Below are 22,999 nucleotides of genomic sequence, written 5' to 3'. Positions count from 1 at the left end.
GGATATCAATCATGGTTATTTGCATGACAGTGAATGACTCGGGCATAATGTGCACATATTCTACAATGCCAGTTAGTCGTATATTTCGCCGCATTTTTGGTGGCTAGTACGACTAACGATTTTATAAGGAAGCTTTGCTAATGAGTCAGACCGACCCTTATGTTTTGGTGCTTTATTATTCTAATTACGGTACGACTAAGACATTAGCATATGCTATCGCTCAAGGTATTGAAGATGCTGGCATGTCGGCGCGTATCCGTACGGTACCGACAGTGGCACCTGAAACCACGTCAAGTAAGCCTGCGATACCTGATGAGGGTGACTTGTACTGTACGATGGACGATCTTAAGGACTGTAGCGGTCTAGCGCTTGGTAGCCCAACGCACTTTGGTAATATGGCCGCACCCATGAAGTATTTTTGGGATAATACTGTGACCTTATGGCTGGCAGGGAACCTACAGAACAAGCCTGCATCGGTGTTTACGGCGACAGGTTCCATGCATGGTGGCCAAGAAACGACATTATTGACGATGATGTTGCCGTTGATGCATCACGGTATGGTCATCGTAGGTGTGCCCTATGCAGAGCCAGCATTGAACCGTACTCATCGCGGCGGCACGCCTTATGGTGCTAGCCATGTCAGCGGTGCATCGCATGATCAGCCTATATCTACTGACGAACGAGATTTGGGTATTGCGCAGGGTCGCCGTTTAGCGATTACTGCGGCTGCATTAGCACAGGCTAATTGGAGCTTATAAGCAACTTTTATAAACCTGCTGTCTAGAATCGTCTAAGTTTCAAAATCTACGATTCAATGCTTATAACCACTTGATTATAAGCAAGTGGTTATAACAAAGAGCTACTTATTCACATTCAGCAGTATATTATTCATTTAGGAAGTCAAAATATCTAATGGCCACAACTCGCTCTAATACAAAGCCTCTTAAAACGGTTAAGGCTATCGCACCTATTGCACAGCGCTTGAAGGTTACGTGGTTAATTTGGCTCGTTTATAGACTGCTCGGATTGCCTATCTTTATTAGTATCTTTAATCCTAGTAGCCCTGATATCGTTGGCGGTATTGCTTGGCAGGCGTTATGGCTAGTGCCAGCGTTGATTTTGACGCCATGGATATTGCGCGGTCGTTCACCTTATGCGTTGTTGATAAGCAGTATGTTTACCCTAGTATATTTGGGCGCGAGTGGCGTGGTGCTATTTACTCGTATATATGGCAGTAGCTGGGCAGAAATCGCCGTGTATTTAGCGGATTTTTTACTATTGCTTGCTATCAATGTTTGGCTATTTATTCTGCTTAAACGCCTGCCTTCGATGAACAATGTTGTGAAGAAACCTCGCCAATAATTAAACTTACCTGAAGCCTAATAAATTATATCCATTAATCTAAAACCATAAAAAAGCGGCGCCCCATCTGGAGCGCCGCTTTTTTGTTTATAACTTTCAAGATAAGTAGATTAATTAATCTTAGTTAATTCTAAATCCATTTTCTTACCATCGTTAATTTGGCTAACTTTAACTGGCATATAGTCCAAGCTTGGGGCTAACCAAAAGCTGGTAGAGCGGCTATCGTCATCGTGGACGCGGTCAACACGTACCGTATCAAAGGTACCCGCTGGTACGGTAATTTTAGTGCTGCCTGATTTTTTAAATGGCGTCTTCTCGATTTTGTCTTTTTTTGCCATGTAGTAATTACCAGAGAACTTACCGTTTAATAAATCCTGACGAATCTGTACCTCAAGGCTCAAATCATCAAAGGCTTGTTGCGACATGTTCATAGTCGTCGACTTGCCCTTATAGTTACTGGTGACTTTTTTGCTGCTTGGGTTAAAGTCTAGTTTATGTGTGCGACCCATGCCAAGTAGTTTGTACGTAGTGCTTGCCTGTGTGGGACTGACATTATTACCATTAAGCGTAAAAGTACTGTTTTGCGAGGCACTAGCCACACCGGCGACGCGAGCCTTGACATTATATTTCCACGTATTACCAGATTTGCTTAGCGTACGAGTTGCTGTGCCTTTGTATTTGTCCTCAACGGTAAAACTATAATCGGCAGTTGATGGTTGGACGGTTTTTGCGCTGGCAAGGGTAGGTGCGGTCATACTCAAAGCTCCAACGGTAGAGATACTGATGCCTGTTACTAAGGCAGATAAAAATTTAGATGGACTGCGTTTTGCGTTATTAGCATTATCAACATTGTCGCTTGATGACTTTTTGTGCATTGATGAAAAACTCATAGATACCCCTTCATTAATTTATTGCCGATATAGCAATTTTTTTCGTTCGTTCTTATTATGTTTACCAGACCTATAATGGTCATACGCTGTTACATTTTCAAGCGTGGTGTCATACCGCTTCGTGTAGTGCTTGTAGCAAATGTTTCTATAGTTAATTTGGCATTGGTCAAAATATAAATTCAGCTCACTAATATTTTAAATATTCTTACTTCTTGTCCTTATTTGAATAGCATAGCGGCTTTATTAAACGTAAAGCATCGATATTAGATGTTGGTTGATCAATTTTTGCAAAATAATCTTGTAAATTTTTGGGCTTTACACTTGAACCGAACTCACCTTGCCCCCACTTTTTGTTACAAGCTCAAGGCTTATCTATAAAGCGTTGTTTTTGGCAGTGTTCCCTATAGATACTGGTATTGAGACCATTAATTCAAATAAACCCTTAATTTTATTAACCAACTTTTGGAGTCATATCGATGAACATTCGTCCTTTACATGACCGTATTGTCGTCCGCCGCATAGAAGAAGAAACAAAGACTGCTGGTGGTATCTTGCTTCCTGGTTCAGCACAAGAGAAACCTTCACAAGGTGAAGTGCTTGCAGTTGGTAATGGTCAAGTTCGTGACAACGGTGAAACTCGTGCGTTAGATGTAAAAGCTGGCGACAAAGTTTTGTTCGGTCAATATGCTGGTCAAACCGTAAAGGTTGACGGTGAAGAACTATTGATTATGAAAGAGTCTGATGTATTGGGTGTGCTAGAAGGCTAGTCCTTTTGAGTATTATTTTATACTCAGCGCATTTTGATAGCAGTTTCTGATAATCGCTTTTGATAAGCAACTATCAAATCAATCAATTGTATTCTCATACTTATAATAGTGGAGTAATTTAACATGGCAAAAGACGTAAAATTCGGCATTGATGCCCGTAAACAAATGATGGACGGCGTAAACGTTCTAGCAAACGCAGTACGTGTAACATTAGGCCCTAAAGGTCGTAACGTTGTTATCGATAAATCATTTGGCGCACCTACCATCACTAAAGATGGTGTTTCAGTTGCCAAAGAAATCGAGCTAGAAAACAAATTTGAAAACATGGGTGCACAGTTGGTACGTGAAGTAGCTAGTCGCACTAATGATGTCGCTGGTGATGGTACAACCACTGCGACTGTATTGGCTCAGTCAATCCTACAAGAAGGCATGAAGTCAGTTGCTGCTGGCATGAATCCAATGGATCTTAAGCGCGGTATCGACAAAGCGGTACGTGAAGCGGTTAAAGAAATTCATAAACTGTCAACGCCAGCTGACGATCACAAAGCAATCGCTCAAGTTGGTTCTATCTCTGCAAACTCAGACACCAAAATCGGTGAACTGATCTCGCAAGCGATGGAAAAAGTAGGCAAGCAAGGCGTTATCACTGTTGAAGAAGGTTCAAGCTTCGAAGATACCCTAGAAGTTGTAGAAGGTATGCAGTTTGACCGTGGTTATATCAGCCCATACTTCGCAAACAAGCAAGACAGCCTAACTGCTGAATTTGAAAACCCATATATCTTGTTGGTTGACAAAAAAATCAGCAACATCCGTGAGATCGTGCCATTACTTGAGCAAGTAATGCAGCAGAGCAAGCCGTTGCTAATCATCGCTGAAGATGTAGAAAATGAAGCGTTGGCAACACTAGTTGTAAACAACATGCGTGGCGGCTTGAAAACTTGTGCTGTCAAAGCGCCAGGTTTCGGCGATCGTCGTAAAGCAATGCTTGAAGACATCGCAACGCTAACTGGCGGTACTGTAATCTCTGAAGAAATTGGCCTAAGCTTAGAGACTGCTACTCTAGAGCAACTTGGTACTGCCAAGAAAGTGACTGTCGGTAAAGAAAACACTGTTATTGTTGATGGCGCTGGCAACAAAGCTGACATCGAAAATCGTGTTGAGTCTATCAACCGTCAAATCGAAGAGTCTACTTCTGACTATGACAAAGAAAAGCTACAAGAGCGTGTTGCTAAACTGGCAGGTGGCGTAGCAGTAATCAAAGTCGGCGCAGCAACCGAAACAGAAATGAAAGAGAAGAAAGACCGTGTTGACGATGCGCTACATGCAACTCGTGCAGCGGTTGAAGAAGGCGTTGTACCTGGCGGCGGTGTTGCCTTAGTTCGTGCGATGAATGCATTGTCTGAACTACGCGGTGATAACGATGATCAAAACGCTGGTATGAACATCCTACGTCGCGCGATGGAAGCACCACTACGTCAAATCGTAACCAACGCTGGCGAAGAAGCTTCAGTTGTGGTTAACGAAGTGAAGAGTGGCAGTGGTAACTACGGTTATAACGCAGCGACTGGCGAATATGGCGATATGCTAGAGATGGGTATCCTTGATCCAGCTAAAGTTGCTCGTTCAGCACTAGAAAACGCTGCATCTGTTGCAGGCTTAATGCTAACGACTGAAGTTATGATCACTGACTTACCGCAAGGTGATGACGGTATGGCTGCTATGGGCGGCGGTGCTGGAATGGGCGGTATGGGTGGAATGGGCGGCATGATGTAATATATGCCTCGACTAACTTTGTACGACGTTGTTAACCTCGCTCGATGTACTATCAGTACAATCTTCACTCGGTTGCCTAGTCGTACTGCTTTAGTCAACTCATAAAGCTTTTTTCACTAGAGTTGTAAGTATTTTTGTGAAAGCGTTTGAACTATTAAAAGCTCTGTTATCGAAAGATAGCAGGGCTTTTTTGTGTTTGGTTTATTGGAAAGTTTTATCCTCAGATAATATTAAAATCGATATGCTAACTTGTTGGAGTTCAATATTTTCATGATTTATTAAATAAATTCCAAATTAGTTACTCTTATCTTTATATTGGAAATTTCATACAGCAAATCAATAAATGTTACATAACTATTTCTATTTGTATATAATGCACACTGTTAAAACTAAACTATTTTTTACTTTATACATTTACAGTCAATATATTTAAGAAAAGGAGTATTTATTGAACATTAACTCACCTGCCATTTTAGTAGTAATGGTTACAGCTTTAATTATGAGTGGCTGCGCTAGTAAATCTACGAAGATTCCTATAACCTACGTGTCGCCAAACGAATATGCTAGCCTTAGTTGTACTGCTCTCGAAAATGAAATGAGAGATATATCGCAGAGAGTGGCCACTATTACTGGCCAAGTAGATAAAGAGGCCTCAGCTGACGCATGGCAGATGGGCGTTGGATTGGTGCTGTTTTGGCCTGCACTTTTCTTTTTAGAGGGAGGGGACGGTACACTACAGTCTAACTATGCTCTTTTGAAAGGTAAATATGAAGCTGTTTCAACGCAATACAGTAGAAAAGGATGTGCTGACACGACTGAAGAGAGTAGTAATTAATTCTACTCTAATATATCGTATCTATGAGCTTCCAATCACTAATACTAAAAAACCCTCCTAAAATTAGTAGGGTTTTTTAGTATTAGTAACATCAATTTAAAACGACCAATCAAAATAGAAGTTGAGATTTCCCTATAATACGGTGAATACAAATCTATTGTTAATAAGCTACCTACTATGAATGACTTACTTATCCCTCTAAAATAAAGCCCTAGTAATATCTCCTATATTAGGGCTTTATAGTTAAAGCTCATCAAATACTCTATTAATCTGTTGCATCTCTTCTAAAAACCCAAGTCTTATCATCAGACACTTCTTTATAATAGCAATATTCTGTCAAATTCAAATGAACTCATTATGGGCCTTGCTACTCACGAATAATCGAGCGAGACATTTTTCTCCTAATCGGTATAAAAGAATCTCACACAAAAATAGGTAGAGTCGTCTTATTGATTACCTTTCTCACCGATAAATGAGTATGTATGTCTTTTACGCTAGCAAGCTTGTGTAGCTTACGGGTGAACCGCTCATAGCCATCGAGATTGGGGCTTACTACTTCTAACAAATAATCATAAGAACCCGATACCACATGTCCATTGATTACCTCGTCCATGTTGGACAGAGCGCGTTCGAAGGCTGCGATAGATTCTTCTTGGTGACTGTTGAGACTGACCTCCACAAAGAAACTCATCGCAATGCCTGCTTTGGCTTTATTTACGTTTGCTTGATAGTTCTCTATATAGCCTTCGTCCTCCAAACGTTTTAGGCGTCGCGCGCAAGGAGAAGGCGACAGCCCTATACGTTCGGACAATTCGGCTGTAGATAAGCGCGCTTCTTTTTGGAGCACTTCCAAGATATGGCGATCGATTTTGTCCATAATTTACCTTTTGGATTTTTAAGCCAATAATTTTTATTTAATTAGCATTATCCACCAAATATTTGCAAAATTGCAATGAATAAATAGAGATAAAAGCGCGTATTTTAATCGATAATTGGTCTTTGTATACCAGCATAAGACACGACTATGAATACGATATTCCATCCCTCATCGCGCAAAAATCCTTTGTTTGTAATGTCGCCACTAACCAAAGGCTATGTGGCTATGAGTGTCGTATTATTGATTTGGTCAGGCTTTGCGTTGACTGTACGAGCGGTTGGAGCATCGTCGCTAAGTATTGCGGATGTCATGCTCATTCGCTTTAGTATACCGCTGGTCTTATTGACTCCTTGGGTACTCTCTAGTTGGCATGAAGTCAAAAATATAAGACTGCCAGATATCATGTTCGTTTTACTTGGTGGCGTGCCTTTTCTTTTATTAGCTGCTTTTGGTGCAAGTACGGTACCAGCAGCTTACGTTGGTACTATTTTGACAGGGACACCAGTCTTCTTTGCCGCAATATTGTCTTTTATTTTTTATCGTCAGCGAATATCATTAAGAAAATTTGCCGCATTGATCCTTATTCTCTTTGGTATCGCTACTATGATTGGCGGGCGTGCACAGTCAATACCTAATAGTCTTCTGTATGGCGTGGGGTTACTGTTGATGGCAAGCCTGATTTGGGCGGGTTATACCTTAGGGTTAAAAAGCACCAAGTTAAATCCAATAGCTATCGCTATCGTACTTTCTTATACCTCGTTCTTTCTGACATTAGTGATGGTTCTGTCTGGTATGGTAGAGACGAATATAGGTTCTGTATCTTTTGATGAAGCGCTTCCGTTTATCCTAGTACAAGGACTTGGTGTGGGGGTGGTTTCAACCATTGCGTTTTCTTATGCGGTCAAACAACTGGGCTCCATTCGTACCTTATTACTTGGCTCTTTGTCGCCAGGATTAACCGCTATACTGGCTACGCTGATACTTAATGAGTCTCTATCAGTTATCATGATATGCGGCATCGTACTCAGTACCATTGGCGTCATTTTGTCCAATCGAGCGAAATAAACTAATTAAGGAAGTATCATGATGTTAGATAATATGCCTGTTATCAATGGTGATCCACTGTGGGCATTGTTAGGTAGGTTTCGCGCTGACCAGCGTAAACATAAAATAGATCTATTGGTTGGTGTCTATCGGGATAAGTATGGCAATACGCCTGTGATGAAAACCGTGCAAGACGCAGAGATACATCTTGCTCATCAAGCTCATTCAAAAGCTTATGGCATGCTATCGGGTAACGCTAATTTTAACCAGCAAATGGCAAAATTTGTATTGGGTGACAGTCCAAGTCTAAAAAACCAATGCACGATTCAGACGGTTGGGGCATCAGGGGCGCTACGACTCATTGCTGATTTGATCGTCACGCTTGCTCCAGATTCAACCGTTTGGATCAGTGACCCAGGCTATATCAATCATCGTCCGCTGATGGAAGGTGCTGGGTTAATGGTTAAGACGTATCCATGGCAAAATCAAAATGGTCAGTTAGACATTGATGCGTGTTTTGCCGCGCTAGAAAAAGCAAAAGAAGGAGACGTGCTGTTATTACATGCGTGCTGCCATAATCCTACCGGTATAGATCCTTCTTTAGAGCAGTGGCAACTGTTTTCTGATAGGTGTAAACAGAAAAATATTGTCCCGTTTATTGATATGGCGTATCAAGGTTTTGGCGATGATCCTGATACCGATGCTGCAGGTCTTCGTCTAATCATTGAAGACGCTGATTTTGCATTTATCGCCGCCAGCTGTTCAAAAAATATGGGGCTGTACAACGAGCGTACGGGTATTGCTACGGTGATGACGACGAACCATGAGCGTCACGCAGATATACAGACACTTTTAGAAACCATCACACGTGCCAACTATTCTATGCCGCCCAATCACGGTGCCGCAGTTGCTTCTTATTTGCTAGACAAACCAGACGCTTGGCTAGTCGAGCTGGCAAGCTACCGTAGTAGGGTAGATACTATTCGCCAAGCATTAGGCGCAACATTAAAAGATAGGGGTGCACCTGCAGAGTTTTTGGATATTTCGCATCAAAAAGGCATGTTTTCTCTATTACCGCTAACAGAGAGTCAAATGCTCATGTTGCAAGATGAGTTCGCTATCTACGGCATGCCAAATGGTAGAATCAATATTGCCGGTTTGAAAATGACGGAAATCCCTCAACTGGCGGACGCTATCATGTCGATTATTCCACGTTAGAGAATAATCTTTATAACTCAGTGCAATGGTTTTATCTATTAATTGCCACAGCAAGAAGGACACGATTATTTATACTTTATATTGGGATAAGGGTGGCGCCAATATGGCTACCCATGCTGTCTTTGAAGAGCTAGGCGCGTCTTATGAAATGATAGAAATAGACCTGTCTAAAAACATGCAAAAATCAGCTGAGTATCTAGCCATTAATCCAAATGGCAAAGTACCTACGTTAGTGCATCAGGGACAGGTTATTTATGAGTCTGCGGCAATTTTAATGTATGTGTTAGATCAACACCCAGAGTCTGAGCTAGCACCTGATATAGGATGCCCTAGGCGCGGTGTCTATTATCAGTATTTGTTTTGGATGTCTTCTACACTACAAGAAGCTGCCAATCGCTGGGCACATCCCGAGCAGTACATTAGCGGCGAGCACAATTTGCAACAAGTGAAAGATAAAGCGAATGATGTGCTAACCCACTGCTGGGGTATCGTTGAAAAGGGATTAGCAAATAATGGTCCATGGCTGTTAGGCGATAAATTAAGTGGGGCTGATTTTCATTTATTTATGATTGCTCACTGGAGTCAGCGATATGCGAGTCGAGCCCAAGACTGGATACACATAAATGCACATTATCAAGCCATGCTAAACCGCGCCTCGATACAGGAAATGATGGCACAAGAAGGATTGTTGTAATCTGTTCATATGTTCAACTAAAGGATATCTGATGAGTGAGCTAGAAGCACTAAATGCAATGCTTCTAGTGACTGTAGCAAATATAGTTTTTATATCAAGCTACTGATCCGCCGCATCTCGTCTAAACGTCCAAGTCTTATCATCAGACGCGTCTTCACAATAGTAATATCCTGCCAAGTCAAACTGCTTTAGCTGCTCAGCATTGGTCAGCTTATTGTCAGCAGCATATTTGACCATCAGACCACGGGCTCTGTTGGCATAAGAGCTAATCACTTTATATTGACCATTTTCTCACCTTTCTCGATGAATCGCGTTTCGCTAAACGTATGATTTTGTCATAAAGTCTATTTGGCTATTAGAAGTTCTGTTATCGAAAGATAGCAGGGCTTTTTTATGTTTAATTTTAACGTTGCGCTTTGTTTAACGTTTGTCAATATATATGCTATTATATGAATATATAATGGAATGATAATTTACTTAAAAGGAGCTTGGACACGTGTTGCGGGACAGAATTTGCAAAATATCGTGTGCCATTGAATGTGATAACGATGAAAAAAATTAGGCTTGGAATCTTTGTAGAAGATGAAACATTAGAATGGCACAAGTTTATGCCATTAAAATCTCTAGTAGATGAAGGTATAGTTGAGGTTTGTATTGCTATCCAACGAAGTGCAGAACACCAAGCTAATCCCTCTCATATATCCAAGGTTATACCGTCTATCAATCAAAAGTTATTTTCTATTCTTTCTCGAGCTAAAAAGACTACCAGGCGTTATTCTATTCATGATTTAGTCCCTAATGGCAAAATGCCTGTCATTACATCAATACCAAGACAGAATAAATCCACTGATGAAATTGAACACTCAGTGATTAAGAGACTGCAGGCAACAGATTTAGATTACCTGCTGAGTATGGATTTTCAAACCTTAATAGGGAAAGCGCTAGGTGTTACGAAGCATGGCATTCTCTTACTTCATTATGGTGATGAAAGGATACAGCGAGGTGAGCCTGCGTTGTATTGGCAGTTTGCTGAACAATGGGAGAACAGCGTCGTGACACTGCAACTATTGAGTAATGACGATGATGTAGACAAAGTGGTAGGTAGAGGTTATGGCAGTTTGTTTTACTGGGACTATAATTTGACGGAGGATAAGTTAAAAGGGGTTGCAGCATCAATACTGTATTGGTACTTCCGTAAAAATAAAATTGGCGTCGAAAGTGGGAATTTTATTAATTTAATTAACGATCACACACTTTATAAAACGCCTCCACAGTTAACAGCAGTACGACATTTACAGAATTTTCTAAAAAACTACATGATAAAAAGATTTTATAAAAGTCTTTATCTAAACAACTGGAGTATTTTTATTGGTTCTACTGATCAGCCGATACAGACATACACGGAGATACTACCTGAAAAGGGATGTTTTTGGGCCGATCCTTTTTATATTGAACAAGACTCAAGACGTTACATATTTTTTGAAAGCTTGAACTATAAAGAGAATGTTGGTCGAATAGAGTGGATAGAGCTGAATGAAAGCCATCAAGTTATTGGTTCAGGACAAGCTGATTTGGGTATTAGCACGCACTTAAGCTTTCCCAATGTATTCGAGTATGAAGATGCTGTCTATATGATTCCAGAGGCTGCAAAAACCAATTGTATTAGCTTATTAAAAGCGACAGACTTTCCGCGTAAGTGGAAAAAAGTTCATGAGTTAGTTTCAGGCGTTCAGGCAGTGGATAGCGCCGTGATTGAGCATAATGGATTATGGTATCTTTTCACAACTCACGGTTCAATTTCAGCATTTACTATGGATTTAGAGCTGTATATTTATACGTCTGACAAGCTGCAAGCAGATAATTGGACCATTCATCCCTCGGCGCCTCTAAAAATTGATGTGCGTGGCTCACGACTAGCGGGAGCATTATTCCAAAAAAACGGTCAGCTCTTTCGTACTGCTCAGGATGGCACTCTTAGATACGGGCGTAGGGTGGCTTTATACCTAGTAGAAGAGTTAACACCGACTTCTTATAAAGAAACCTTTGTACGTTATATTGAGCCGAATTGGGAGACTGACATTGATCGTCTCCATACCTATAATGTTTATAATGAAACAGTAGTACTGGATGTTTCAAGGGATAAGTTACGCTTTAGAGTATAGGTACTAAAACATTTAGTGGTTGGAGAATAAAAAACCCATCATAAGTTTTAGCTTATGATGGGTTTTTTATAATTTTAACTCATATTATCTCAAGCTACTGAACCACCGCATCTCGTCTAAACGTCCACGTCTTATTATCAGACGCGCCTTCACAATAGTAATAGCCTGCCAAATCAAACTGCTTTAACTGCTCAGCATTGGTCAGCTTCTTATCTGCTGCATATTTCACCATCAAACCACGTGCTTTTTTGGCATAAAAGCTAATCACTTTATATTGACCATTTTTCTCGTCTTCAAATCGTGGCGTGATAATGCCTGCCTTCAGTGCTTTTTTCTTTACCGCCTTAAAGTATTCATTAGAAGCCAAATTCACTAATACCTTGTCATCGCTATCAGCCATACGCGCATTGATAACATTAGTGATTTCCTCGCCCCAAAACTCATAAAGATTGTCACCGCGCTCATTTTTCAGCTTGGTGCCCATCTCTAAACGATATGGCTGGATAAGATCGAGCGGCTTTAGTACTCCATACAGCCCAGACAAAATACCTAAGTGCTCATTGACGTAAGTGGCGGTATCTTTGTCCATATGATACATATCAAGTCCAGTATAGACATCACCATCGAACAAATAGCCTGCAGGTTTGGCGGCATTGTCAGAGGCATCGTTAGTAAATGGTTGCGCTTCACTCCAATGCCATTGCTGATTGCGCGTGGCATTAAGCTGAGCCAAATCGTCAGATATACTCATCAATTCTTGTAGGTCAACAGGCTCTTTTGACTTCAGTACTTTCATCAGTTCTTGTGAGCGTTCGATTAGCTCGGGCTGACTATAATAGTTGCCTAAATTTAATGGTATAGCATCTGTTTCGTTCAGGGATTTTGCAGGGGAGAGCAAAAAATACATGGTTATTCCTTATTATAATGAATCGATGACAGGTTTTTTCGAGTGTCAAGTATTCTTATTATACGGTATGCATGGGTGGAACTTGACTTAACCTTGCTTATTTTATGTTTATTGACGTTATTTGTTTAATAAAAGAACGGATTTAACATTAGGAAATAAATGGAGGTAGGCCTGTATCTATAAGGGTTAAGCGTTTTTCGGAAAAATAAAAGGCTTTAATATACCAACAAAAAGTATGCCAATGGTGTAAATACCTAAATTTTTATTTTACTTGTGGGTCATCATTAGACAATGAAACTTGACGAACGATATCTCTATAATAAAAAGGCATGATGGTAAAGTAGCTATCATTTATTAAATTGATAACCTTTGGTCGCTGTAATGGATTAATCATGATCAATGGGTTTTGTCCCCTGTGCTTTTTAGATGTGCGTTGAGGGTATTAAAGGTAGTCGTGAGACGTAAATATAGTCATTGGACGTAAGTAAGGAGACGGTATGAAAATCGGTGTAATTAGTGCAGATATCACGAGCGAGAGCCGTGTAGCCATAACCCCAGACGCAGTCAAAAAATTGCGTAAACTTGGGTTTGAAGTCGTCGTTCAGTCAGGTGCAGGCCAAGCAGCATACTATGCTGATGAGTTGTATCAGGCTGCGGGCGCCGACATTGCTAGTAGCAGCACCGAGGTGATTACCCAGTCTAATATTATTACCACCGTCAATGACCTACCAGCGGAAGCCACTGAAAGCTTATCGTCTGGTCAGATCGTCATTGGCATGCTCGACCCGTATCGCAACACTCAGCTTGATACTTATGCAGCCAAAGGCGCAACAGTCTTTGCGATGGAGTTATTGCCTCGTACACTGTCACGCGCACAGAATATGGACGTATTGTCGTCACAAGCCAACCTTGCTGGTTATAAAGCCGTATTGCTAGCGGCCAATGAGTATTCGCGTCCTTTCCCGATGTTTATGACGTCAGCAGGTACGGTTAAGCCAGCCAAAGTCGTTATCCTAGGTGTGGGTGTTGCAGGTCTACAAGCGATTGCGACAGCAAAGCGTTTGGGTGCAGTGGTAGAAGCCAGTGACCTACGTCCGACCGCTCGTGAGCAAGTGGAGTCACTCGGTGGTAAATGGCTTGATGTGCCGATGAGTGCAGAGGAGGCTGAAACAGCCAAGTCTACCGGTGGTTATGCGTGGACACCATCGGAGCAATATGTCAAAGATCAAGCGGCTGTCGTGGACAAAGCATTGAGCAATGCTGATATCGTTATTACCACGGCGCAGATTCCTGGTCGTAACGCACCGCGTCTGGTACATGGTGCAACGCTTGCCAAAATGAAGGCAGGTTCCGTACTGATCGATATGGCTGCTGGTACCGGTGGTAACGTCGAAGGCAGCGTGCCTAACGAAACCATCACCACAGACAACGGCGTACGTATCGTTGGTGCCGCCAATATCCCTTCACAGCTAGCCGCACAGTCTTCAGATTTGTATGCCAATAACCTTGTTAACTTTATTACGACATTGATTGCACCTGTTGGCGATGACGCATCAGCTAGCTTGGCACTTAACTTAGACATGGAAGACGAGATTCAGGGCGCACTGGCAGTGACACATGACAGTCAAGTACGACTGGCCAAACGCTAGTTTGAACAGTCTATTACCACATACTTTGTCACTACACATTTGCCAGTAATGAATAAATTTTTAGGAGGATTAGATGATTGCCACTATTTTAGCTGCAGCGCCAGCCGGTGCGGCCATGAGTAGCACACCATTTGTAGCGATTTTCACTGTATTTGTGCTCGCTATTTTTGTCGGATACTACGTGGTTTGGGGCGTTACGCCTGCATTACATACGCCATTGATGGCGGTAACCAATGCCTTATCAAGTATCGTCATCGTGGGTGCGATGCTACAGACCGTCACGATTGATGGTTCAATGTTTACACCGACCAGTTTGCTTGGTGCCTTTGCAGTATTTTTAGCCAGTATCAATATTTTCGGTGGCTTTGCCGTGACCGAGCGTATGCTTGCGATGTTCAAACCGAAAGTGAAAAAAGCACCAGTAGCGACCACTGATGTTGGAGGTGATGCATGAACGACTTCTCAGCAATGATTGCGGCAAATGCAGATTGGTTTTATCTAGTCGGCGCTATCCTCTTTGTTTTAACTTTGCGTGGTTTGTCTAGCCCAAAGACAGCGATTCGTGGTAACCGCTTTGGTATGGCAGCGATGGCGATTGCCGTCGTGACAACCTTCTTTTTAGCAGAAGGCCCTGTGCTTTGGTTGATTATCGGGGCGATGGTGTTGGGTGCCCTCGTTGGTATGTGGAAAGCGAAAACAGTCGCAATGACCCAGATGCCAGAAACGGTTGCTTTGATGCATTCATTCGTCGGTTTGGCAGCGGTTGCAATTGCACTTGCAACAGTATTACACACTGAACAACAGCATGGCGCTGTTGCTCGCATCGAGCTATTTATCGGTTGTTTCATCGGTGCGATTACGTTCTCAGCTTCAGTCTTTGCCTTTGGTAAATTGGCCGCGAAAAGCTGGGCGAAAACATTGGTTGGTGGCTGGGTAAAACCGGTTCAAGCGCTACTATTTATTGCGATGATTGGGTTCGGTGGGGTGTATTTCGTCACTGACTCACTACCAGCATTTTATGCGATGGCAGTGATTGCCGTTATCTTTGGTTGGATGTGGATTGCCCCAATTGGTGGCGGTGACATGCCAGTAGTTGTATCTCTATTGAACTCGTTCTCAGGTTGGGCAGCAGCAGGCATTGGTTTCACGCTTGGCAACTCGATGCTGATTATCGCAGGTTCGCTAGTTGGTTCATCAGGTGCGATTTTGTCTTACATCATGTGTAAAGCCATGAACCGCTCACTACTTAATGTCTTATTCGGTGGTATGGGTACATCAGCTGTTGCCGCAGGCGGCGATGATGGGGCACCGAAGAACTACAAAGCAGGCTCAGCAGAAGACGCAGGGTTCCTGATGTCTAATGCCAGTAGCGTGGTCATCGTACCAGGTTATGGTATGGCACAAGGCCGCGCACAGAATGCAGTAAAAGAGCTATATGAGTTGTTAAAAGAAGAAGGTGTTAACGTTCGTTTTGCTATCCACCCAGTTGCGGGTCGTATGCCAGGCCATATGAACGTCCTATTGGCTGAAGCTGATGTCCCTTATGATGATATTTTAGAAATGGACGAGATTAACTCAGATTTCGCGAGTACAGATGTGGTCTTGGTTATCGGTGCAAACGACGTTGTAAACCCATCTGCGAAAGATGATCCTACTTCTCCAATCTTTGGCATGCCGATTTTAGAAGTCAGCAAAGCCCAGACGGTTATGGTTATCAAGCGTTCAATGAGTACTGGTTATGCAGGTCTGGATAACAGCTTGTTCTACATGGACAAAACGATGATGATCTTTGGCGATGCTAAGAAAATGGTAGAAGAGATGGTACGTACTATCAATGGCGGCGGTCATTAATCTCTAAGCTATGTTTTTAACCATTATTATTTGCAGGTAAGTTTTTAGATAAAGAAAGTCACTGAGGTGGCTTTTTTTGCGTTAAAGTGGGCGACATTTATGAGCCGACTATAGACTGAGATTATTTCCAATTACGGTCAGTTGTTTAATAATCACAAAATTAACTGCGCTTTATGTACTCACTATACGGTATGCGCCTGATTAACCTTTTAACCCATCTGAACAGCTTTAACGATATACGATTACCAACTATAAATACAATGAAATAAGAGAAAAATTTATGAATATGCTACTGCGTTTTTTTATTATGGTTAGCTTACTTAAGCAACAGCTTAAGCATCAATCGACGAGCGAAACTATCAGTCTAGAGACATTGATTGCACCGACCGTCCGCCATTATCGAATTTTGCCACACGATATGGGATTTCGCGATCATTTACCCAATTATCGTTATTTATCATTTATTGAGCTAAACGTGACACGCTGGGTAAAGGCGTGCTGTCACGAAAAAGGCATCAAGTCGCTCAATTGGGTGATTGCCATGCAAGAGATGATTTATCTTAAGCAAATTAAATTTTTGGATAAAATGACGCTTAGCAGTGCAGTCGCAGGATGGGATCATAAATATGTGTATTTTGAGCATCGGTTCTTTGTCAAAAATCAGCTGATGGGTGTTGGTATGACTAAGTTTGTTTTTACAGATAGCAAAGGTATGCGCACACCAGAAGTATTAGACATGATGGGCGAGCATTTGACGGATACCATTAACACATGGAATGAGCACCAAGTCGCGGTAAAATCGACTAAATCAGCCTAAGCCACATCGCAAAACAGTATTGAAACCCAGTATTGAAAAACAACATCGTAAAATAACTTGGCTATAATCATTTGCTGAATTTTGGTAGGATAGAGCCCATCAAGTCGTCAGTATTAGGACGATGGCATCGTTTTTAAAATGATGATTCTCAAAACGACTAAAAATAAGGTACCGTTATGACCCCACAAAAATTAAAATGGACAGACAGCTTAGATATCGCGATTGAGCTTTATGAAAAATTTCCAGAAACAGATCCACAGTATATTCGCTTTACTGATTTGCATCGCTGGGTAACTGAGCTTGAAGGCTTTGATGATGATCCACAAAAATCAAATGAAGGCATCTTAGAAGCCATTCAAATGAACTGGATTGATGAAGCAGATTAATCGATTCGATCTGCCAGCATTGCTACAAACAGAAAACTAAATAAACAGATAGAAAAGGCCGCATCATGACCTCACAAATTAAAGAGCTACCAGAAGCGATAGCTTGTAGCGGTATCAGCGTTCGTACTACCAACAACGCTGAGATAAGCCATGACACTGCCAAACTTGGTAGATTATGGCAGAAGTTTTATCAAAATCACGCGGGTGAACTCCCTGAAGGTGAAGACATTTATGGTGTCTATCACAACTATGAAAGCGATGATCTGGCAGGGGCGTTTGACGTTGTGGCCAGTTGGAAAGTAGCCAGCGAGCAAGATGCACAATCAGAAAGCGACAGTGTGGCCAATGCTAGTAACCTAGTGACTGTTGATATTCCTGCAGGAAAGTACTTGGTATTTTCTGAAGAAGGTTATATGCCTAACACTGTGATGAATGCATGGGAAAGTGCTTGGGAATATTTCAATGCGTCCGATTGCGAGCATACCCGCACTTTCAATGTAGACTTTGAGCATTATATCGGTGGTAACTTAGAATACGGTCAGGTTGATGTCTATATTGGTATCGAGTAAAGCTAGTAATTTGCTTAAATAATTTAAGCCGCTCAACCTATTGTCTATAAAAACAATGATAAAAAAAGCGCTAACCTAACTTAGGTAGCGCTTTTTCTTTGGATATATGTCATCAATTAGACAGGTGCAGCTAACCTTGCAATCAGTCCAATAATAAATTTTCCAAAATGCCTTCATAAATCTGCGCAAGCTTTCCTAGATCATCGACTTCTACTTTTTCATCTATTTGATGAATCGTCGCATTACGTACGCCAAGCTCTACAACTTGGGCACCAGTTGGCGCGATAAAGCGTCCATCGGAGGTGCCACCAGAAGTCGATAGGGTGGTATCGACATCGGTCACTTTTTTGATGGCATTTTGACATGCCGAAACCAGTTTTCCTTCTGGGGTCAAAAACGGCTGACCAGATAATTTCCAATGAATATCGTAGCTCGCTTTACTATTGGCAAAGTGTTTATCAAAGATAGCATGCGTCTTTGCCTTTAGTTCATCTTCAGTCGTTTCAGTTGAAAAACGGAAGTTAAAGACCACGTTTAGTGTTTCAGGAATGACATTGGTTGCGCCAGTGCCACCGTTGATATTCGATATTTGCAATGATGTGGCCGGGAAATAGTCATTGCCGTTGTCCCATGCGGTAGAAGTCAGTTCAGCAAGGGCAGACATTGCCGCATGAATCGGATTAGATGCCAGATGTGGATAGGCAACATGACCTTGTTTACCTGTAACGGTAAGCTCTGCGCCCAATGAGCCACGACGACCGTTTTTGATGATATCGCCTAACGTATCGGTACTTGATGGCTCACCAACGAGACAGTAAGTGATTTTTTCTTGACGTGCTTCTAAAGTCTCGATCACTTTGACCGTACCATTAATTGACGGGCCTTCTTCATCTGAAGTGATTAAAAAAGCAATTGAGCCATTGTGCTCAGGATGATTAGCAACGAAACGTTCGGCTGCAACAGTAAAAGCTGCAATACCCGTTTTCATATCGGCGGCACCGCGTGCCCATAAATACCCATCAGCGATAGTTGGGGTAAACGGAGGGTAAGTCCAGTTTTTTTCGTCACCTGTTGGTACGACATCAGTATGTCCAGCAAAGCAAATCACTGGATCGGTAGTACCGCGGCGTGCCCATAAATTTTTAACTTCGGCATGTTCGCCGCTTTGTTTTCTATCACCAAAATACATAAACTCGCAATCAAAGCCTGCTTGTTCTAACCGTGCTGACAACATATCTTGGCAACCATCGTCATCGGGCGTCACTGAAGGGCGCTCTAACAGTGCAATACTTAAGTCTAAGGTTTCTTGCTGGTGGGTTTTGCTATTATTTTCTGAACTCATGATAGTCCTAGGTAAGTTGAGTTAATGTTTTTTGCTATAAAAGATAGCTTATTTTTTATCAGGTCTATTTGGTACTAATTATTTATGCGTTGCAAATATATAAAGGTTAATCAACTGCTATAGTTAAAAAAATCTTAGTCTCTGTCTAAGTAAATTTTTTCATAATCACCATAAAACTTTGCTAAATACTCTGTAATACATTTTTCGGCTAGAGTATTGCTATAAGTTTTAGCTTTGTCTCTGTCATAATTACTGATATTGCCACCAGCAAAAACAACTTCGCCCATTTGATAACTTGTTCCTAATAATTCTAAAGTTTTATTACTAATATCGAAAGTGGCATGTCCTTCTGGAAATACTGGCGTCATCCATCTTGTTCCATCAAATGCAAGCAGACACCCGTTCTCATACTTGAACTCAGTCGTGATAGCAGTTGGTGTAACTATTACAGGTTTTTCAGAGGTGGATTTTGGTAGGTGATAGGTAAAGAAAGGCTCACTGATTTGTTGAATTGAGGCTTGATGATCAATAGTCGTGCAGCTTGCAAGCAAAGGTAACATAATAAGTAAAACAGAATGGTTGAATAGATTCTTACGCATTATTATTGTCCTTAATTAACAAAGCTTACTTAGAGCCGTAGCGAATGATAGATATACTCAGGGCGCAGCAAACAAAACTACAGCATCATCACGTCTTAGCCAAGTAGCGATAGAGTAGCGTTGACGATGCGCAATTTGTACTTGATGACGTAAATCGCTATCGAAAATAATCAGTCTATTGGCAACTGGCATCACTTCATGGTGCGTGCCATGTTTGTCAACGACCTCTAGTGCACCGCCATCGGCTGCTTCCCAATTATCATTGAGATAAAAAACCGCCGAGATAACACGTTCATCACGTCCAGCAGGGTTGTCACTGTGCCATTGATAGCCAAAACCAGTCGGATAGCACGCATAATGCGCTTCACTATGGCGAATACCAGCAAATAAACTACGATTGAATAGCGAGGCCAAAACATTTATGCTTTGTAGATAGTAATAACCTGCAAAAAAGTCTTCAGTAATCCAGCGTATTCTATCACCGCGAATATCACTGATGCGAACACCAGCGGTCAGCTCTGCATCACGATAGTCAATAAAACCGCTTTCTGCTTGTAGTGCTAATAAGGCAGTACTATTGAATACGTCATCAATGATGAGCCAGCCGTCAGTGACAAAGGTATCGAGCTGTTTATCCGTCAGCTTATCTTCCCAGTTAACCGCAAAGTCAGACATTTGCAATACGTGCTGAGTAGGAATTTCTTGGCTAACATTATGAGTATCTGGCAGCAGTAATGGTGGATTATCCTGACCTATCGGATGATCAACGACCAACGCTGTCTTGTTAAGGTTGCTAATAATCTGCGTCATTTCATCTCATTATTATCAATCAGCTGTCAATATACCGTCATTCAATACGTTTTTATTGAAAGCACTTACTAAAACCACATTATCTTTTACTCTGCCTATGCTACCATAGATGCAATTTTTCTTATTTAAACTTTTGAGATTATGAACTATAAACACGCCTACCACGCTGGTAACTTTGCTGATGTGGTTAAACACATTTTATTGGTACAACTGCTTAATCAACTGGGGCAGAAAAACAAACCTTTTTATGTGCTTGACGCTTATGGCGGTCGTGGACTGTATTCACTAAGCAGTGAAGAAGCGCGCAAAACAGGTGAGGCCAAAGGCGGTATTCAAGCTTTTCTAAAAGCAGATACCGAAAAAGCCCCAGCTGCTGTCAAAGATTATATGGAAGGCATTAAGCAAGCCAAATTCACTTATGACAATAAAGTCTATCCTGGTTCGCCATGGTGGGTGGCCCATCACGTCGAAAAAACCGCCGTTAAAAAGCCTGATGCTGGCGTGCGTGCTGAGGCTTTTGAAGCCAAAGCGACTGAATACGATGCGTTGAACTATCAGCTACATAAGTTGCCAATTGGTATCCAGCATCGTGACGCTTTTGAAGGTATTACCGCTGTTATTCCACCAAAAGAAAAGCGCGGTTTGATTTTCCTTGATCCTCCTTATGAGCAAGAGCACAAAGATTTTACGCGGCTTATCGACCTATTGGTCGCGGCTTATAACAAATGGCCACAAGGGACTTATGCACTTTGGTTCCCAATCAAAAATATCGAAGCCGTAGAGCTCTTCTATAAAAAGCTCAAACGTACTGAAATGAGACGTCAGTTGGTTTGTGAGCTAAACATTTATCCTAATGATGTTGCGGTTGGTCTGAACGGTACAGGTCTACTGGTTATCAATCCGCCATGGCAATTTGATAACCATGCACGTGAGATATTACGTTTCTTACAGCCAGTACTAAAAGTAGAAGACGCGCCAAACTTGACGCCTGATAGTGCGACCAATGTACGCTGGCTCGTCGGCGAATAGCAATAACGGCCAATAAGGATATTAAGATGACGACTCAGCCACCTATCGGCCAGCCGAATAATGCACCTTTGAATAATTCGTCCTTAAATGACGGCTCGTTGCAAGATAATGCAGCGACTCAGCCACCGTTTATTGATGAGCACGAATTTAATATTCGCCTAGCGGATAACGACAGCTATGATGGTTTGACATTTGAGGTGATTGAAGCTGAAGTAGCCGAAGGTAAGCGAGTAGTTAGTCGCGGTGTCTATTTGGCACCCAATCTGATCACTACTTTATCGCTACTGTCAGGCTTCTACTCGATTTTGGCGAGTACCCAAGGTGAGTTCTATAAAGCAGCTTTGGCTATCTTTTTATCCGCTATTCTTGATGGCGCAGATGGACGTGTCGCACGTATGCTCAATGCGCAAAGTCCATTTGGTGAGCAATACGACTCTTTAGCAGATATGCTAGCGTTTGGTGTTGCCCCTGCTATTTTGATTTATAGCTTTGCTTTAGAGCCTTTGGGTCGTATCGGCATTGGCTGTGCGTTTGTCTTTACCGCTTGTGCTGCTTTTCGCCTTGCACGTTTTAACGTTCAGGTTGGTATTGTCGATAAAAAGTACTTTGTTGGTTTGGCAAGTCCACTGGCTGCTATATTGGTAACGTCTGCTGTGATGGTTGCAGTCGATCATAACGAGTGGATTGGTCAATACGATACAGCTGTCATGCTATTGTTTGCAGCTTGGGTCGTGACTTGCGGTCTACTGATGGTCAGTAATGTCAAATACTATAGCTTTAAAGAGTTTGATAAAAAGAAAGTACCTTTTGTAGTGCTTATCATTGGGGTGCTAGTCATGAGCATCGTGCTCTATGATATTCCTGTTGGTATCTTAGCGATCGGTATTATCTATGCGTTATCAGGTATCGTAACTACGATTAAAACGAAAGTAAAAAGTTAAACGCTGTATTTAGATTTTATATAAGGGAACTTACCGTCAGGTAAGTTCCTTTTTTTATATGTTCTATATATTGCTATGTTACATCAGCCAATGTAAACAAGCTCAATCTGTAGATGTATAAGATAGTATTTAAAGTTTGATAGCGATAACAATAGGTTAGGTTAATACGATATCTTTGATAGAAAATAACTGAGATTATTTATAGAGTTTCCTTGTTTTCTATTTAAAATTCCGTATAATGCCACCCAGTCGAAAGGGAAGTGGATTGCTGATTTGGACGATGTAAATTGTTTGAATTAAATAGAAAATACTTCTTGACTAAATAAATATAGCGTCTATAATACGCACCTCATCAAGACGAGCTGGAAGTAGCTAGTGTGTAGATTACACATTAATAACTCAGTTAACTTGTTGAAACAAATTAAAAAAAGAAGTTGACAGACTATTAAAACATGATATGATGGTCAGCTCGCTAAA

Annotated in this window: 23 protein-coding genes and 1 pseudogene; 17 read left to right on the top strand and 7 right to left on the bottom strand. The window is 41.6% G+C overall.

From position 1 onward, the window contains the following. Positions 1-140 precede the first annotated feature (140 nt). Together wrbA and Q0788_RS10490 are read left to right on the top strand one after the other, a co-directional pair. Complete coding sequence (gene wrbA, locus Q0788_RS10495; protein ID WP_298810400.1) at positions 141-758, top strand: NAD(P)H:quinone oxidoreductase; 618 nt, start codon at positions 141-143, stop codon at positions 756-758. Positions 759-912: 154 nt separating this feature from the next. Then, positions 913-1,362 carry a hypothetical protein gene (locus tag Q0788_RS10490; RefSeq protein WP_298810399.1) on the top strand — a complete coding sequence of 150 codons (450 nt, stop codon included), beginning with the start codon at positions 913-915 and terminating at the stop codon, positions 1,360-1,362. Positions 1,363-1,472: 110 nt separating this feature from the next. Here Q0788_RS10490 and Q0788_RS10485 read toward each other — a convergent pair whose 3' ends face one another. Next, positions 1,473-2,252 carry a DUF3108 domain-containing protein gene (locus tag Q0788_RS10485; protein WP_296207610.1) on the bottom strand — a complete coding sequence of 260 codons (780 nt, stop codon included), beginning with the start codon at positions 2,250-2,252 and terminating at the stop codon, positions 1,473-1,475. A gap of 476 nt (positions 2,253-2,728) precedes the next feature. Between Q0788_RS10485 and groES the strand changes: the two genes are divergently transcribed. The 3 genes from groES to Q0788_RS10470 all read left to right on the top strand — a co-directional run bounded on the left by groES (position 2,729) and on the right by Q0788_RS10470 (position 5,627). Further along, positions 2,729-3,019: a co-chaperone GroES gene (gene groES, locus Q0788_RS10480; protein WP_057758860.1), complete on the top strand. Its 291-nt coding sequence runs from the start codon at positions 2,729-2,731 to the stop codon at positions 3,017-3,019. A 123-nt stretch (positions 3,020-3,142) separates the two neighbouring features. Next, complete coding sequence (gene groL / locus Q0788_RS10475; protein ID WP_101204842.1) at positions 3,143-4,792, top strand: chaperonin GroEL; 1,650 nt, start codon at positions 3,143-3,145, stop codon at positions 4,790-4,792. A gap of 595 nt (positions 4,793-5,387) precedes the next feature. Then, complete coding sequence (locus Q0788_RS10470) at positions 5,388-5,627, top strand: hypothetical protein (protein ID WP_298810397.1); 240 nt, start codon at positions 5,388-5,390, stop codon at positions 5,625-5,627. A 421-nt stretch (positions 5,628-6,048) separates the two neighbouring features. Here Q0788_RS10470 and Q0788_RS10465 read toward each other — a convergent pair whose 3' ends face one another. Next, positions 6,049-6,504 carry an Lrp/AsnC family transcriptional regulator gene (locus tag Q0788_RS10465; RefSeq protein ID WP_057758867.1) on the bottom strand — a complete coding sequence of 152 codons (456 nt, stop codon included), beginning with the start codon at positions 6,502-6,504 and terminating at the stop codon, positions 6,049-6,051. A 147-nt stretch (positions 6,505-6,651) separates the two neighbouring features. On the opposite strand from Q0788_RS10465, the gene Q0788_RS10460 reads away from it, so the two are divergent. The 3 genes from Q0788_RS10460 to Q0788_RS10450 are packed head-to-tail and all read left to right on the top strand — an operon-like array spanning position 6,652 to position 9,460. Then, positions 6,652-7,569 carry a DMT family transporter gene (locus Q0788_RS10460; protein WP_298810395.1) on the top strand — a complete coding sequence of 306 codons (918 nt, stop codon included), beginning with the start codon at positions 6,652-6,654 and terminating at the stop codon, positions 7,567-7,569. 18 nt (positions 7,570-7,587) lie between these two features. Beyond that, positions 7,588-8,766 (top strand): aromatic amino acid transaminase, encoded by a 1,179-nt coding sequence (locus Q0788_RS10455; protein ID WP_298810394.1) that lies wholly within the window; start codon positions 7,588-7,590, stop codon positions 8,764-8,766. Between the two features lie 25 nt (positions 8,767-8,791). Next, positions 8,792-9,460 (top strand): glutathione S-transferase family protein, encoded by a 669-nt coding sequence (locus Q0788_RS10450; RefSeq protein WP_298810393.1) that lies wholly within the window; start codon positions 8,792-8,794, stop codon positions 9,458-9,460. Between the two features lie 99 nt (positions 9,461-9,559). Here Q0788_RS10450 and yaaA (Q0788_RS10445) read toward each other — a convergent pair. After that, positions 9,560-9,751: pseudogene (gene yaaA / locus Q0788_RS10445) on the bottom strand (peroxide stress protein YaaA); the annotation flags it as partial. A gap of 257 nt (positions 9,752-10,008) precedes the next feature. Between yaaA (Q0788_RS10445) and Q0788_RS10440 the strand changes: the two are divergent. Further along, the gene (locus tag Q0788_RS10440) at positions 10,009-11,622 is read left to right on the top strand and encodes a hypothetical protein (RefSeq protein ID WP_298810392.1); all 1,614 of its coding nucleotides are present in this window, start codon (positions 10,009-10,011) and stop codon (positions 11,620-11,622) included. Positions 11,623-11,716: 94 nt separating this feature from the next. On the opposite strand, the gene yaaA (Q0788_RS10435) is transcribed toward Q0788_RS10440, so the two are convergent. Beyond that, the gene (yaaA, locus tag Q0788_RS10435; RefSeq protein WP_298810391.1) at positions 11,717-12,529 is read right to left on the bottom strand and encodes a peroxide stress protein YaaA; all 813 of its coding nucleotides are present in this window, start codon (positions 12,527-12,529) and stop codon (positions 11,717-11,719) included. A 497-nt stretch (positions 12,530-13,026) separates the two neighbouring features. Here yaaA (Q0788_RS10435) and Q0788_RS10430 point away from each other — a divergent pair, with 497 nt between their 5' ends. From Q0788_RS10430 to Q0788_RS10405, 6 genes are all read left to right on the top strand, one after another. Continuing rightward, positions 13,027-14,178, top strand: coding sequence for a Re/Si-specific NAD(P)(+) transhydrogenase subunit alpha (locus tag Q0788_RS10430; protein ID WP_298810389.1), 1,152 nt, complete (start codon positions 13,027-13,029; stop codon positions 14,176-14,178). 115 nt (positions 14,179-14,293) lie between these two features. Continuing rightward, positions 14,294-14,632, top strand: a complete 339-nt coding sequence (locus Q0788_RS10425; RefSeq protein ID WP_298810598.1) for a proton-translocating transhydrogenase family protein — start codon at positions 14,294-14,296, stop codon at positions 14,630-14,632. 14 nt (positions 14,633-14,646) lie between these two features. Beyond that, positions 14,647-16,029, top strand: a complete 1,383-nt coding sequence (locus Q0788_RS10420; RefSeq protein ID WP_179799564.1) for an NAD(P)(+) transhydrogenase (Re/Si-specific) subunit beta — start codon at positions 14,647-14,649, stop codon at positions 16,027-16,029. Between the two features lie 280 nt (positions 16,030-16,309). Next, on the top strand, positions 16,310-16,846 hold the full coding sequence (locus tag Q0788_RS10415; protein WP_298810387.1) for an acyl-CoA thioesterase: 537 nt from the start codon (positions 16,310-16,312) through the stop codon (positions 16,844-16,846). A gap of 176 nt (positions 16,847-17,022) precedes the next feature. After that, entirely contained in the window at positions 17,023-17,232 is a 210-nt protein-coding gene (gene iscX / locus Q0788_RS10410; protein ID WP_021812734.1) for a Fe-S cluster assembly protein IscX, read from the top strand. Positions 17,233-17,297: 65 nt separating this feature from the next. Beyond that, positions 17,298-17,801: a GyrI-like domain-containing protein gene (locus Q0788_RS10405; protein ID WP_298810384.1), complete on the top strand. Its 504-nt coding sequence runs from the start codon at positions 17,298-17,300 to the stop codon at positions 17,799-17,801. A 142-nt stretch (positions 17,802-17,943) separates the two neighbouring features. Here Q0788_RS10405 and dapE read toward each other — a convergent pair whose 3' ends face one another. From dapE to Q0788_RS10390, 3 genes are all read right to left on the bottom strand, one after another. Then, complete coding sequence (gene dapE, locus Q0788_RS10400) at positions 17,944-19,143, bottom strand: succinyl-diaminopimelate desuccinylase (RefSeq protein WP_298810381.1); 1,200 nt, start codon at positions 19,141-19,143, stop codon at positions 17,944-17,946. Between the two features lie 134 nt (positions 19,144-19,277). Then, positions 19,278-19,742, bottom strand: a complete 465-nt coding sequence (locus Q0788_RS10395) for a hypothetical protein (RefSeq protein ID WP_298810379.1) — start codon at positions 19,740-19,742, stop codon at positions 19,278-19,280. A gap of 57 nt (positions 19,743-19,799) precedes the next feature. Continuing rightward, positions 19,800-20,552, bottom strand: coding sequence for a 2OG-Fe(II) oxygenase (locus Q0788_RS10390; protein WP_298810377.1), 753 nt, complete (start codon positions 20,550-20,552; stop codon positions 19,800-19,802). A 141-nt stretch (positions 20,553-20,693) separates the two neighbouring features. Here Q0788_RS10390 and Q0788_RS10385 point away from each other — a divergent pair, with 141 nt between their 5' ends. Beyond that, positions 20,694-21,581: a 23S rRNA (adenine(2030)-N(6))-methyltransferase RlmJ gene (locus Q0788_RS10385; protein WP_298810375.1), complete on the top strand. Its 888-nt coding sequence runs from the start codon at positions 20,694-20,696 to the stop codon at positions 21,579-21,581. 26 nt (positions 21,582-21,607) lie between these two features. Continuing rightward, positions 21,608-22,522 (top strand): CDP-diacylglycerol--serine O-phosphatidyltransferase, encoded by a 915-nt coding sequence (gene pssA / locus Q0788_RS10380; protein WP_227511196.1) that lies wholly within the window; start codon positions 21,608-21,610, stop codon positions 22,520-22,522. The last annotated feature ends 477 nt before the right edge of the window (positions 22,523-22,999 follow it).

Origin of the sequence: uncultured Psychrobacter sp., assembly GCF_947500265.1 — a bacterium.
GTDB lineage: Bacteria > Pseudomonadota > Gammaproteobacteria > Pseudomonadales > Moraxellaceae > Psychrobacter.
The sequence above is the reverse complement of the archived record's forward strand: the minus strand, read 5'-3'. Positions and strand labels throughout refer to the sequence as shown.